Genomic DNA, 12,978 nt, shown 5'->3' on the forward strand with positions numbered 1-12,978 from the left:
CGAAACGCTTGCGGCCGGGCCGGAAACGCCTCAGGCTACGCTGTCCAGCGCCATCGCCGGCTCCAACTGCATGTGCGGCGCAACTGCCAGGCGCACCACGATCGGCCGGTGATCCGACGTCTCCCGCAGCAGCGCCCGCGCCTCCAGGCAGGCCACGCCGCGGATCAGGCAGCGGTCGATCCGCAGCGGCACGATGTCGCCGCAGACGTGCGTCGGCTCGCGCGGGCCGACGTCGTGGAAGCCGGGCAGCAGGGTGGGGCCAATCAGGTTGTAGTCGCCGACGACCGCGGCGCGGTTCGGCAATAGCCTGGCGATGCGCCGCAACTGCCGGCGATTGAGGATCTGGCCGTGCGACAGGTGAACGTTGGCAACGGCAAATGAACCGAGGTCGACGATCTGGCAGATGCGGTTGAACATCGCCCCGGACTGCAGCGGCACCACCGCCGGCCAGGTGGGCAGCGGCGTCGGGCTCCAGACCGCCAGCCCGTGTACGCGGCCCGGCATCAGGTTGCGCTGGTACTGCCCGCCGACACGCCGGGTCAGCCCGTCCATTTCCTGCGTGACCTCCTGCATCAGCAGCAGGTCGGGATGCTCGCGCCGGATCAGCCGGACGACGTCATCGAGGGAGGCTCCGGTCAGGCGGAGCAGGTTCCAACTGATCAGCTTGGTCATTGCACAGCCCTAATGGCAGCGTTGGCCGGGCCAATGCAACAAAACTGTGCGCATGGCTGTGCCAAAATCCGCCGGGTCCATCGCTGCGGGCGCATCGTGCTCATAGGTACGGCAGCATCAGGCGCGCGCCGGCGTCGCGGATGCGGATGGCCAGCGGCCGGGCATCCAGGTCGGCCTGGGTCAGCGGCCGGCCGCTGGCCCGGCGCATCAGCGCGGTCAGCGTCGCCGCCAGGCCGCGATCGTACACCTCCAGGCAGAGTTCGAAATTCAGCCGGAACGAGCGGATATCCCAGTTGCAACTGCCGACCAGACACCATTCGTCATCCACCACCATCATCTTGGAATGGTGGAACGGCGGCGGGCTGCGCCAGATGCGCACGCCGTCGGCCAGCAGTGGCCCGATGTTGGCGCGCGTCGCCCAGTCCACCAGGGTATGATTGCTTTTCTCCGGCACCACCAGGTCCACCGCCACGCCGCGCATCGCGGCCAGGTCGAGCGCGGTGATAAGCCGCTCATCGGGGAGGAAATAAGGCGTCATGACGGCAATGCTGCGGCGCGCGCAGGCGACGGCCTGCAGCACGGCGAATTCGACCTTCTCGAGGTTTTCGTCCGGACCCGAATCGATGATGCGGGCCAGCGGGCCGGGGCGCGGCGGGATGTCGGGGAACCAGGCGTCGCCGTCCAGGGCCTCCCCGGTCACGAACGCCCAGTCCTGGGCGAACGCCTCGGTCAGTTGCGCGACGATCGGCCCTTCGACCCGCAGGTGCAGGTCCTGCACCGGCTTCCTCGGGCGGGTGGCGAGCACGTTCTCGTCGCCGATGTTCATGCCGCCGGTGAAGCCGACGGTGCCGTCCACCACCAGAATCTTCTTGTGCGAGCGCAGGTTGAGGAACGGCATCCGCCAGGGCAGCGGCGAGTGCATGAAGCGGGCGGCCGGGACGCGGTTGCGCCGCAGGCGGCGATAGGCGGGCGACAGCAGCCAGTCGCCGCCGAACCCGTCGATCAGCACGCGCACGGCGACGCCGCGATGCGCCGCGGCGATCAGCGCGTCGATGAAGCGTCCGCCCCAGACGTCGTCGCGGAACATGTAGGTGGTCAGGCCGATGCTGCGCCGCGCGGATGCGATCGCCGCCAGCATCGGCGGATAGGCGTTGTCGCCGTTCTGGAAGGCGTGCGTCGCCGTGCCGGCCAGCAGCGGCCGCGCGGTGATCCGGCCGATGCCGCGGCCGAGCGCGCTCAGGGTATCGGCGCCGGGCAAGTGCTGCGCCGCCGGATCGTCTGCGCCATTGTCCCTGGCCCGCAGCAGGTGGGCACGCCGCCTCACCCGGTTGACGCCGAGCAGCAGGTAGCAGATCGCGCCGCTGATGGGCGCGAACCAGACCAGGCCGATCCAGCCGACGGCGGAGGTCACCTGCCGCTTGTTCAGCAGGATGTGCACCGTCGCCCCGACCGCCAACACAAAGCCGATCGGCAGGGCGGCATCGGCCCGGACGTGCAGCAGGCCCTGCCAGATGTCGTTCATGGCGGAACCGCGCCGCTACCGCCCGGACTGCGGGCGATCAGGCTGCGGATTCCGGCGGCGGCGCATCGGCGGGTGGCAAATCATTCTGAAATAACGACAAACTATCTCTCCCTGCCCCTGTTTTAGCGCAGGAAGCGCGGCGGGATGAAATCATATTGTCGCATGTGTGTGGCGGCGGCGCAACGGCGGCCGGTGCGTTCCCGTCATGGCCGGGCAAGGTCGTCTCTCTCTATCGTCATCGTCATGGCCGGGCGTGTCCCGGCCATCTGCGCTTCAACGGTGGGGGGTGGATGGCCGGGACATGCCCGGCCATGACGATGAGGTAATGAACCACGCCCGCCCATGCCCGCGAAAGAGCGCCTACGCCGGAACCGGCTGCTCCGGGAAGGCCAGTTCGTGGCGGGACCGCCATTCCGGCCTGACGTAGTTGACGATCAGCGACCGCCGCACCCCGGCAATCGGCCGGCGGCGGAAGCCGTGCCAGGTGTCGGCGCCGGGGATGAAGATCAGCCCGCCGTTGCGGACATAGGGCGCCGAGGCGACAAACCCGTCCGGCCCGTCCAGGATGTCCGTGCCCCACGCCTCCGAGCCGGGCTCGCCGGACAGGTAGACGAGCATGGTATAGAGCTTGGCGCCGATGTCGGTGTGCGGCTCCAGCCAGAAGCCGTCGGTGTCGAGGCAGTACTCGATGCGCAGGAAACTGCCGGCCAGCGCCGCGCCGCACAATGCCTCCAGCCGCCGCACGACGGCGTCGCCCTGCAGCGCCGTGGCCAGCGCGTCGCACACCGGATGGGCGGCGCGCTGCGGCACGCCGAAGAACAGCCGCGTGCTGTTGTTGGTCTCGCGCTTGCCCAGCGTGTCGCCGATGGGCGGAGGCTGCACCGGCAGGGCGTCGATCGCGGCGCATGCCTCGTCCGGCAGGATGCCGTCGAGCAGCCAGTGGCGATACGGCCAGGTTTCCGCCCGGCAGCGGTCGAGGCAGGCGAGGAACGTGGCGGCGATCGCGCCGGCGCCGGACATGCAGGCGGCCCCTACGCGGTGGCGGCCGGCGCGAGGACGCGCTTGGCGACGGCGGAGACCTTGTGCCGCAGCAGTTCCCGCCGCGCCGCGAACGTGCTGGCCATCCAGTTGATCATGACGTAGCGGCGTACGCCGACGAACGGCTCATGCCCATGGAACGATTTGCCGGAGCGGCGGAAGGCGATCAGCGTGCCGGAATCGGGCGGCACCTCGGCGATCATGTCCTGCAAATCGTCCGGCTTGCGCAGCAGCCGCAGCCGCCCGCCGGCGGCTTCCCAGGAATCGTTGAAATACAGCAGCGCGGTGACCAGCTTGCATTCGCTGTCGGTGTGGATGCGCCCGTCGCGTTCGTGGCAGCGCCCCCGCACGGTGATCATGGTCGGCCGGCCAACCAGGTCGAGGCCGAATTTTTCCGAGAAGGCCGCGGCCACGGCGTCGCTCTGCAGTTCCTCGATCAGGTCGCCGAAGCGCGGGCCGTAGTGCGTGGCCTCGACCGGCAGCAGCCCCGGATAGACGATGGCGGGGAAGTCCCGCCGGATCGCCGTGGCGGTTTCGGGTGGAACGAAATCCTTGACCACCGTGAAGGTGAACGGATCCGTCGTCACCGCCGCGCCGCGCAGCGCCTCGAGGTCGAGTAGCCCCATCGTCTGTCACCTGCTGCCGAAGCGTCGTCGCATAGTTGCAGACGTCGCTGCTGGAATTGATCCGGATCAAGGACGCGGCGGGACAGGCTCGCCATCTAATGCCCGACGTCGGAAACAGAAGTGGCAGCCATGACGGATAGCGCGATCAAGAAGTACCTGAACGAGCGGATTCCGCGCTACACCAGCTATCCCACCGCGCCGCATTTCTCGGCCGCCGTCGGGCCGCAGGCCTATGAAGGCTGGCTGCGGGCGGTGCCGGAGGACGCGCGGCTGTCGCTCTATCTGCACGTGCCATTCTGCGAGACGCTGTGCTGGTACTGCGGCTGCCACACCAGCATCACCCGCCACCGCGGGCCGATCGAGAAGTATGTCGGGCTGCTGCTGCGCGAGGTTGACCATGTCGCCGACGTCATCGGCGGCCACCGCGCGGCGCATATCCATTTCGGCGGCGGCACGCCCGCGATCGTCGGGCCCGAGCTGTTCGGCAGCATCATGACCCGCCTGCGGCAGCGCTTCGACTTCGAGCCGGACGCCGAGGTGGCGATCGAGATCGATCCCCGCCGGCTGACGCCGGAGATGGCGGACGCGCTCGGCCGCAACGGCGTGACCCGCGCCAGCCTGGGCGTGCAGACCTTCGATCCGGCGGTGCAGGAAGCCGTGGCGCGGGTGCAGAGCCTGGAAACGACGCAGGCCTGCGCAAAGCTGCTGCGCGGGGCCGGCATCAAGGACCTGAACGTCGACCTGCTCTACGGCCTGATCCATGAGACGGTGGAGTCCTGCATGGACACCGTGGCCGGCGCGCTGTCGCTCAGCCCGGCCCGGCTGGCGGTGTTCGGCTACGCCCACGTGCCCGGCATGATGAAGCACCAGAAGGTGCTGGACGAGTCCGCCCTGCCGACGTCGGACGCGCGGCTGACGCAGGAGCGGGCGATTGGCGACGCCATGTTGCAGGCTGGCTACCAGCGCATCGGCCTGGATCACTACGCGCGGCCGGACGACCCGATGGCGGTGGCGCAGCGGACCGGTCAGTTGCGGCGCAACTTCCAGGGCTACACAGACGATCCGGCCGACGCGCTGATCGGCATGGGCGCCTCGTCGATCGGCCAGTTGCCGCAGGGCTACGTGCAGAACGCGCACCACATCAAAGACTGGGGCGACCGGATCGAGGCCGGGCAACTGGCCACCGTCCGCGGCGTGGCGTTCACGCCCGAGGACGTGCTGCGCAGCGACATCATCGAGCGGCTGATGTGCGACCTGAAGGTGGACGTGCCGGCAGCGATCCGGCAGCACGGCTTCAATCCGCACTGCCTGGACAACGAGATGGCCAACCTGCGGACGCTGGTCGCCGACGGCCTGGCCGAGGTGGACGGCGGGGTGATCACGGTGCCCGAATCGACGCGCAACCTGGTGCGCCGGGTGGCCAGCGTGTTCGACGCCTACCTGGACCCGGCCGCCGGCCGGCACGCCGTCGCCGTCTGAGGCGTATCCGGGTCGTCTCTCTGTCGTCGTGTCCAGGCTTGTCCCCATGGGTATCAGGATAGGGCGGCGGTTGGAGAAGGATTTGGTGCCCGGTCCGTTGCCCCTCCGTCATGGCCGGGCGTGTCCCGGCCACCTACCCCTCACCGTCGAAGCGCGGATGGCCGGGACACGCCCCATACGCGCTAACTTAGGCGGCCAGTGGCACGGCCGTTGCCACCCCGTCATGGTGGGAAGGCCCACCATCCACGCCTTCCGCTGATATCGGCACCGCAAGGCGTGGATGGCGGCCCTGCGGCCGCCATGACGACGGGACGGTGCCCCGCACCCGGCTGGTTAAGTTAGTGCCTATGCGGACGAGCCGGGCCATGACGAAGGGTAAACGGCACGCGCAGCCAAACCTTTCTCCAGTCACCAGCTTATCCTGACGCATATGGGGCTCGTCCCCATGCGCAACAGGTTTATTTCGTCTCCGTCATGGCCATGACGACAGCGAGACGGCCCGAGCCTCCGGTCAACCGGACCTACATGATCTCCCAGAAGCCGGTTTCCTCGTCGAGCCGGGCCACTTCCAGCCCCTGGAAGTCATAGCGGGAAATGATCCCGACGATCCGGCCGTCATCGACCACCGGCAGGTGGCGGTAGCCGCCGTCCTGCATCATGCGCAGGGCGTCGATCGCGTGGCCATTCGGCCGCAGCGTGTCGGGCCGCGGCGTCATGACACTGCCAAGCAACGTCGTGGCCGGGTCCAGCGCCTCGGCGGCGACGCGGCAGACGGCGTCGCGGCCGGTGAACAGGCCGATCAGGGTGCCCTCCGGCCCGGTGACGAGGATCGCGCCGATGCGCTTGTCGCGCATCAGGCGACAGGCGGCCTGCACCGTCGCGGTGTCCGGCAGCGTGACCGGATGCTGACGCTTAACGATCTCGCCCAGGCTTCTGTTGGTCATAACAAAGCCTCCTGGCCCGCTTGGGCCGCACGGGGTTGGGCCCCGGCTGCTACACCAGCATGCCGGGTGCCTTGGAAATGGCAGCCACCACGTCGCCGCGGCTGACGATGCCGACAACCTTGCCGTCCTGCAACACGGGAACCCGCTTGACGCCGTGCTTGACCATCAGCTCCGCGATGTCCGGCAGAGCCGTGCCGGGCTCCACGCTGATGACGTGGCGCACCATGACGTCGGCGGCAGTGCGGGTGTCCTGGCGGATGTACTCCAGGAAATCATGCGGCAGTTGCTCGCCTTCCGCGAACACGCCCAGCCACCAGTCACGGCGCGCCCGGGCCGATTCACGGAACGGTTTCAGGATGTCGCCTTCGCTGACAAGCCCGGCGAGCGTGCTGTCGGCCTGGCAGACCGGAACGGCGCTGATATGCTTGCTGGCGAGCAACGCGGCGATTTCAGCCATGCTCGTCTGCGGTGACACGGCGACGACCGGCGAAGTCATGATATCAGCCGCGGTGATGGACATTGCGGGAACCTCCTAGTAGCGCGTGCATCTTGCGAATGCCGGTTCCGATGGTCATTGATTAGAATCAAGCGGACGTGACGGCGGGCGGCCGTCACTTTCGGTGGGCGAGACCGCCGCCGGGCGTCATGACCCGAGGTAGATTGGCCATCTCCGGCACGTTCTTATACCGTCATGGTCCGGCTTGTCCGCATAGGCGCTAGTACCGGCCGCCGGAAATGGCCGCCCCCGCCGGACGGGGCAGAAGGCCCGCCGCATTTGGCCCCTGCCACCATCGGCGAGGGATGGGGGGCTGAAGCCGGGGCGGGCGGTGGCAGTGCCTCCCCTGGAATCGTTCGTGCCCGCACGTTCTTCCTTTATTTTCAACACGGAGAAAGCGGAGGACCACAAAGCGCCACGGAGACCGGACCTTGCGGGCGACGCGGGACCGGACGAACCGCATCATTGGGCTGGTGATCAAAGCGCGCATCGCAGCATTGCCGGGCCTGGTCGCAGCGGTTCATGCCTTGGGCCAGTTGCAGAATAGTCGCTCCCATTGTCGCACTGGTAATAGAGGGCAAAACCCCGGGCGAATTTGGTGATTGCCCATATCGTTCCGCAGTTGGATGCCAAAAAACGGCGGAATTCCGTGCCTGTCGTCCCAGTTTCGAGCGTATGCTGCACATGCGTGCCCGGGGTTTTGCCCCTATTACGATGTCGCACGGGCGGTCCAACTGTCATGGCCGGTAGCCGGGACAAGCCCGGGCACAGGTTCCGGCCGGCCATCCACGCCTGTGCTGTGATCAGCGAGACGTGGATGGTGGCCCTGCCCGGCCTCACCATGATGAAGGCCGGGCCATACCAGCCGCGGTTCCGGACAGGCCGCCGCCGGTGACGCCGCAGCGCACATGGCCGGGACATGCCCAGCCATGACGGAAGGGCAACGGCGGCACCGGGTATCAGACCAGCGTGCCGCCGCCGTCCACCACGACCACCTGGCCGGTGCCGTAGGTCTGCCGTATGAGGTACAGATACGTCTCCGCCACCTCCTCGGCCGAGCCGACATGGCCGAGCGGCAGTTTCTGCCCGAGTTGCTCGAACAGCGCGTCCCGGGCCGGCGGCGGCATGGCGCCCCACAGTGGCGTCGCCACCACGCCGGGGCTGACGATGTTCACCCGGATCGGCGCCAGTTCCACCGCCAGGGCCCGCGTCAGCCCCTCCATCGCCGCGCAGACGCTGGCCGCGAGCGTCCATCCCGCCTGCGACCGCCGCCCGGCGGTGCCGGATGTGAACACGATCGAGCCCCCTGCCCTGATCCCGCCGGCGCCGTGCTTCGCCGCCAGGAACGCGCCCCAGTAGCGCAGCTCGAAGACCTGGCGTGCGGCCGCCAGGTCGGTGGCGGCCAGCGGGCCCAGCCGCAGCGCGTCGCCGGCGGTGAACACCATGTGATCATAGGCGCCAAGATCCTGGAACAGCGCCCGCACCGCCGCCTCGTCGGCCAGGTCCGCCGCCCGGCCCTCGGTCCCCGCCGGCAGCGTCGCCAGCGCCGCGTCGATCCGCGCCTGCCGGCTGGAGACGATCACCGCCGCCGCCCCCTCTCGCGACGCCGCCTGCGCGACGGCAAGCCCGATGCCGGAACTGCCGCCCAGTATCACAATCCGTTTGCCGCCCAGTGTCATTGGGATCCTCCATGGCGTGTTGCCGTTGTGGCATTCCGGCCGATGGCGCGTTCGATGGCAATCCATTCGCCTCCATTCTGCACGGACCGGAGATCATCATGGCGTTCGACGGCAGGTTGCTGGCCGGCCTCGGCGTGCTGGTCGCGGTGGTCGAGAGCGGCAGTTTCGCCGGCGCCGGCGAGGCGCTGGGCCTGACGCCGTCCGGGGTCAGCCGGGCGGTGGCGCGGCTGGAGGCGCGGATCGGTGCGCGCCTGTTCGACCGCACGCCGCGGGCGGTAGCGCTGACCGACGAAGGCCGGCGCTTCCACGCCCGGGTGATGCCGCTGCTGGCGGACCTGGAGGACGCCGCCGACGCGGGCGAGGCAGCCGTCCCGGTGCGTGGCCGGCTGCGCATCGCCCTCGATCCCTGGTTCGCCCGGCTGGTGCTGCCGCCGAACCTGCCGGCGTTCCTGGCCGCGCATCCCGACGTCGCGCTGGAGCTGTCCGTGCGCCATCGGCTGGGCGAACCGGCTGCCGAGGGCTTCGACGCCGCGGTGCGCTTCGGCGGGCCGGAGCCGTCCGGGCTGACCGCGCGCAAGCTGCTGGAAACCCTGGTCCTGACCTGCGCCGCCCCGTCCTACCTGGCCACGCACGGCACGCCGCGGCTCCCGCAGGACCTGGAGCAGCACGAATGCCTGATGGCCCGCGATCCGGTGACCGGCCGTCCCTCTCCGTGGACGTTCCGGCGCCGCGGCGAAGGCATCGTGGTGGAGGCGAGCGGCCGCCTGATGCTGGACGACCCGGCGACGCGGCTGGCGGCCTGCGTGGCCGGCGCCGGGATTGCGCAGATTTTCGCACTCGGGACGGAACGGCTGCTGGCCAGCGGCGACCTGGTGCAGATCCTGCCGGCGTGGGCGGAGGAACGGCTCCCGCTCTACGCCTACTATCCGTCCCGGCCTCTGCCGCCGGCGACGGTGCGGGCATTCCTGGATTTCGTCACCGGCGGGGGGAGGCAGCCGGCGCGGTTGATCACTCACGACCGCCCCGCGGCTTGCCCGGACGGCCAGGACGGGTGACGATGCCGGCAACAACAAACAGGGGGAGGCAGCCATGATCGATCTGGTGATCCGCGGCGATACGGTGGTGACGCCCCAGGGCGTCGGCGCGCACGACATCCTGATCGCCGACGGCGTCATCGCCGCGGTGGCGGACCCCGGCCGCATTCCGGTGCCCGAGGGCGCGCGGGTGATCGACGCGCGCGGCAAGATCGTGATGCCCGGCGGCATCGATCCGCATGTGCACTGCAAGTGGCACCTGCCCGCCCCGGACGGCGGCGCCACCCTGACCGCGCCGCCCGACGTCGTCAGCAAGGCGGCGGTGCACGGCGGCACCACGACGATCATCGACTTCACCCGCGCCGCGCAGGGCCGCAGCGTGCAGGACGCGATCGAGCAGCGGGAAAAGGACTGGGCCGGCCACTGCGCCTGCGACTACGCGCAGCACCTGATGGTGGAAGGCGCGCTGCCGGTCGACCTGCCGCCGCAGGTGGGCGAGGCGATCCAGGCGGGGTTCGCGACGGTGAAGATCTTCACCACCGACATCACCCCCAGCCGCAAGGGCCGGATGGTCGATTTCGGCGACATCTGGGAGATCTTCCAGGTGCTGGCGGCGAACCGGGGGCTGGGCGTGATCCACTCCGAGGACAACGACATTGTCATGCACATGTATGGCAAGCTGATCCGCGAGGGCCGCACCGGCTTCGAGAACATGGCCGAGGTGCACAACACCTTGTCCGAGGACGTTTCTTTCCGCCGCATCATCCGCCTGGCGGAGAAGGTGCCCGGCACGGCGCTCTACATGATGCACGTCTCGGCCGCCACCGGCGTGTCGGCGATCCGCGAGGCGCGGCAGCGCGGCACGCCGATCTATGGCGAGTCGCTGCACCAGTACATGCTGTATACCAAGGAAGACTACAAACGCCCCAACGGCCAGATCTACCACACCTATCCCTCGCTGAAGGGGGCGGAGGACCACGCGGCGCTGTGGCAGGGGACGGTGGACGGCTCGATCAACTGCGTCGCCACGGATGAGATCTGCTGCACGCTGAAGCAGAAGCTGCAAGGCGTGCGGATCGACGACACCACCGGCGGCAACGCCGGCGTCGAGCCCCGCGTCGCCCTGATGTACACCGAAATGGTCGGCAGACGGGGGTATGCGTTGCCGCGTTATGTTGACTTGGTTTCCAGCAACGCGGCGAAGATCATGGGGCTGTATCCGCGCAAGGGCGCGCTGGCGCCGGGGTCGGATGCGGATATCTGCGTGCTCGACCCGGCGGACCAGCGGGTGATCCGCGCCGAAGACCTGCACGAGGCGGACTACACGCCGTGGGAGGGCCGCAAAATGGACGCGTGGCCGTGCCTGACGGTGCTGCGCGGCAAGGTCGTGGTGGAGAACGGCACGTTCAAGGGCAGCTTGGCCGACGGCAAGTGGCAGCACCGCAAGATCGCCGAGCCGATCCTGGCCGCGCCGTGCCTGTAGCCGATGACGGACGCACAGCTTCGCGGGCTGCTGCTGGACTGCCTCAAGCTGTGGGCGGTGAGGGGCACGGTCGCCGTCCGTGACGATGGCCTGGTGATCGAAACCGTGGACGGCGCCTTCATCATCACCCGGGCTCCGGCGGATCTGCGGCCGGTCCGCTGGTTCTACCAGACGCCGGAGCGGGCGGCGGCGGGGCGGACCGCGCGGGCGGCCCCGTCGATCGTGGCATTGCTGTCGGCGCTGCGGAATGCCATGGCAGGCGCGGGTGGGGACCGGTTGCGGGTTGGCGGCGGGTAGTGCAGCGCTCCCTTGAAGTCCAGCCTTTCAGGGCGAGAATGCGCCCATCCCGGCCATTCAGCCGCGTTGGCGGGCGGCTCCAAAGCGGACGCACTCCGGCGGCTGTCGGATAGCGGGCGTGGGCGGGAACCCAACGGTCAGCCATGGTGCCGGGATGCACGACACTCGGCCACATACGCCGGTTGATGGCGCTTCCCAAGGTGACGTGATCCGGGACGAATATCTGACCGGTGCGGCCAAACCGCAGGCACTGGGGAGGCGCCGACGCGACAAACGGGAATGTCACGCCGGCCGCTCCGGCCAAGCCCGTTATCGCTACGCCAGAACGTCGTCGAGGCTTTCAGCCTCAAGCAGGCGTAGGCCCCATTGCTCCAGCGCCGTAGTGTCGGCGGCGGCGATGCGGTCCCGGGCCCAGTCCGGCAAAGCACCGAAGCGACGCTCCAGCAGGCGGAGCAGCAATGCCGCCTCGCCCTCTAGCCGGCCCTCCAGCCGACCCTCCTGCCGGCCCTCCTGCAACCACTGCCGCTTCCATGTCTCAGCCCGTGTCGCCAACATGTTCCTGATCTCCAACAACGCTTCCGGCACCCGAACCCCCGGCGCCAGCGGCGCCAGCAGCGCACCCAGCAACCCGGCGAAAACCGACCGCGTCGCCTCAAGCCCCGGATGACGCCGGAACCAGGCCAGCACAGCATCAACCAGGGCGACAATCTGCGCCGGGTCGGGCGAATTCTCCAGCCGGAACAACAGCGCCACCAGAGCCTCGCGCCGCGCCAGATCATCGTCGCCGAACGCGCCCTCGTCCACGATCTGATAGCGCATCGCCGGCTGCCATGGCCACAACGGCGAGGTCTCCGGCAGCCCGACGAGATCGTGCAGCGCCAACGGTGCCGCCCAGCGCCGGTCACCGTTATACAGCACCACCGGCAGGATCGGCGGCAGCCTTCCGTCGGGCGGCAGGCGCTTCTCGGTCAGCAGGTGCTGCCACAGCAGGCCGGCATAAATCAGCATGCGCAGCGCCATCCATTGATCGGATGTGGACTGGAACTCCAGCAGCAGCACGAGATAGGTGTCGCCGCCGTCACGCCGCGGGATGCGCCAGATCATGTCGCTCTCGCGCCGCTCGCCCGTCTCGGCATGCAAGGTGGCGTTCTCGCGCGTCATGCCGTCGAGGTCGAGGTCGTCGAGCCAGGGGCCGGCGACGAACTCCCGCAGCAGTTCCGCCACCATCCGGGGGTGGCCGAACAGACGGTGGTACAGGCTGTCGTGGTCGCGCATGCTTGCTGTCTAGCACGGCGTTTCCAGGAAACCGAGCATTTCCAGGGGTTTCCCGGGCGTTGAGGGCTACTTCCGACGCAAGTGGGCTGCTTGACCATCGGGCCGGTGATCCCGCACGCAGTCACTCACCGGGGCCAAAGGCGGCAGTGCGCCCATCGCGGTCATCCAGCCACCCGGGCCGGCACCTCCGAAGCGGACACTCCCCGACGGTCGTGGGATGAGGGAGTGGGCCAACAGTGGACCTCCCGGAGTCAGCCGCGATGGTTCGTGCAAGGCCGGCAGCGGCGACCAAATAGTGAACCCGCCTTATTCGTCGCTACACGAAAATTTCACTTGTACTTTCCGAAATATCCTTCCGAATCAGCGTGTTGTCATCATTACCGCGCTGCGAAGGAGCCGCACCCAATGGGTGAAGCGTCGCCGATGTTCATTC

The 12,978-nt window shown here is 68.8% G+C and carries 12 protein-coding genes; 4 read left to right on the plus strand and 8 right to left on the minus strand.

What is annotated here, in order from left to right; genetic code table 11:
- Positions 1 to 30: 30 nt before the first annotated feature.
- The 4 genes from CCS01_RS29810 to CCS01_RS29825 all read right to left on the minus strand — a co-directional run bounded on the left by CCS01_RS29810 (position 31) and on the right by CCS01_RS29825 (position 3,858).
- Complete coding sequence (locus CCS01_RS29810; RefSeq protein ID WP_170114679.1) at positions 31 to 672, minus strand: endonuclease/exonuclease/phosphatase family protein; 642 nt, start codon at positions 670 to 672, stop codon at positions 31 to 33.
- 100 nt (positions 673 to 772) lie between these two features.
- A complete protein-coding gene (gene cls, locus CCS01_RS29815) occupies positions 773 to 2,194 on the minus strand; it encodes a cardiolipin synthase (RefSeq protein WP_104522456.1) in 1,422 nt (473 codons plus the stop codon).
- A gap of 360 nt (positions 2,195 to 2,554) precedes the next feature.
- A complete protein-coding gene (locus tag CCS01_RS29820) occupies positions 2,555 to 3,214 on the minus strand; it encodes a hypothetical protein (protein WP_104522458.1) in 660 nt (219 codons plus the stop codon).
- Between the two features lie 11 nt (positions 3,215 to 3,225).
- A complete protein-coding gene (locus CCS01_RS29825; protein ID WP_104522460.1) occupies positions 3,226 to 3,858 on the minus strand; it encodes a 2OG-Fe(II) oxygenase in 633 nt (210 codons plus the stop codon).
- Between the two features lie 129 nt (positions 3,859 to 3,987).
- Between CCS01_RS29825 and hemN the strand changes: the two genes are divergently transcribed.
- Positions 3,988 to 5,337 (plus strand): oxygen-independent coproporphyrinogen III oxidase, encoded by a 1,350-nt coding sequence (gene hemN, locus CCS01_RS29830; RefSeq protein WP_104522462.1) that lies wholly within the window; start codon positions 3,988 to 3,990, stop codon positions 5,335 to 5,337.
- A 521-nt stretch (positions 5,338 to 5,858) separates the two neighbouring features.
- On the opposite strand, the gene CCS01_RS29835 is transcribed toward hemN, so the two are convergent.
- The 3 genes from CCS01_RS29835 to CCS01_RS29845 form a co-directional block, all read right to left on the minus strand.
- Positions 5,859 to 6,281, minus strand: a complete 423-nt coding sequence (locus tag CCS01_RS29835; RefSeq protein WP_104522464.1) for a CBS domain-containing protein — start codon at positions 6,279 to 6,281, stop codon at positions 5,859 to 5,861.
- Positions 6,282 to 6,330: 49 nt separating this feature from the next.
- Complete coding sequence (locus CCS01_RS29840; protein WP_104522466.1) at positions 6,331 to 6,801, minus strand: CBS domain-containing protein; 471 nt, start codon at positions 6,799 to 6,801, stop codon at positions 6,331 to 6,333.
- Positions 6,802 to 7,736: 935 nt separating this feature from the next.
- Complete coding sequence (locus CCS01_RS29845; protein WP_104522468.1) at positions 7,737 to 8,456, minus strand: SDR family oxidoreductase; 720 nt, start codon at positions 8,454 to 8,456, stop codon at positions 7,737 to 7,739.
- A gap of 98 nt (positions 8,457 to 8,554) precedes the next feature.
- Here CCS01_RS29845 and CCS01_RS29850 point away from each other — a divergent pair, with 98 nt between their 5' ends.
- Genes CCS01_RS29850 through CCS01_RS29860 form a run of 3 tightly spaced genes read left to right on the plus strand, consistent with a single transcriptional unit; the run spans position 8,555 to position 11,270 of the window.
- Positions 8,555 to 9,511, plus strand: a complete 957-nt coding sequence (locus CCS01_RS29850; protein WP_104522480.1) for a LysR family transcriptional regulator — start codon at positions 8,555 to 8,557, stop codon at positions 9,509 to 9,511.
- Between the two features lie 34 nt (positions 9,512 to 9,545).
- On the plus strand, positions 9,546 to 10,973 hold the full coding sequence (locus CCS01_RS29855; RefSeq protein WP_104522470.1) for an amidohydrolase family protein: 1,428 nt from the start codon (positions 9,546 to 9,548) through the stop codon (positions 10,971 to 10,973).
- A 3-nt stretch (positions 10,974 to 10,976) separates the two neighbouring features.
- On the plus strand, positions 10,977 to 11,270 hold the full coding sequence (locus CCS01_RS29860; RefSeq protein WP_104522472.1) for a hypothetical protein: 294 nt from the start codon (positions 10,977 to 10,979) through the stop codon (positions 11,268 to 11,270).
- A gap of 315 nt (positions 11,271 to 11,585) precedes the next feature.
- Here the strand turns inward: CCS01_RS29860 and CCS01_RS29865 are convergent, their stop codons facing one another.
- Positions 11,586 to 12,545 (minus strand): Rpn family recombination-promoting nuclease/putative transposase, encoded by a 960-nt coding sequence (locus CCS01_RS29865; protein WP_104522474.1) that lies wholly within the window; start codon positions 12,543 to 12,545, stop codon positions 11,586 to 11,588.
- Positions 12,546 to 12,978: the final 433 nt, after the last annotated feature.

The sequence above is a fragment of the Rhodopila globiformis genome (assembly GCF_002937115.1).
In the GTDB taxonomy this organism is placed as follows: Bacteria; Pseudomonadota; Alphaproteobacteria; order Acetobacterales; family Acetobacteraceae; genus Rhodopila; species Rhodopila globiformis.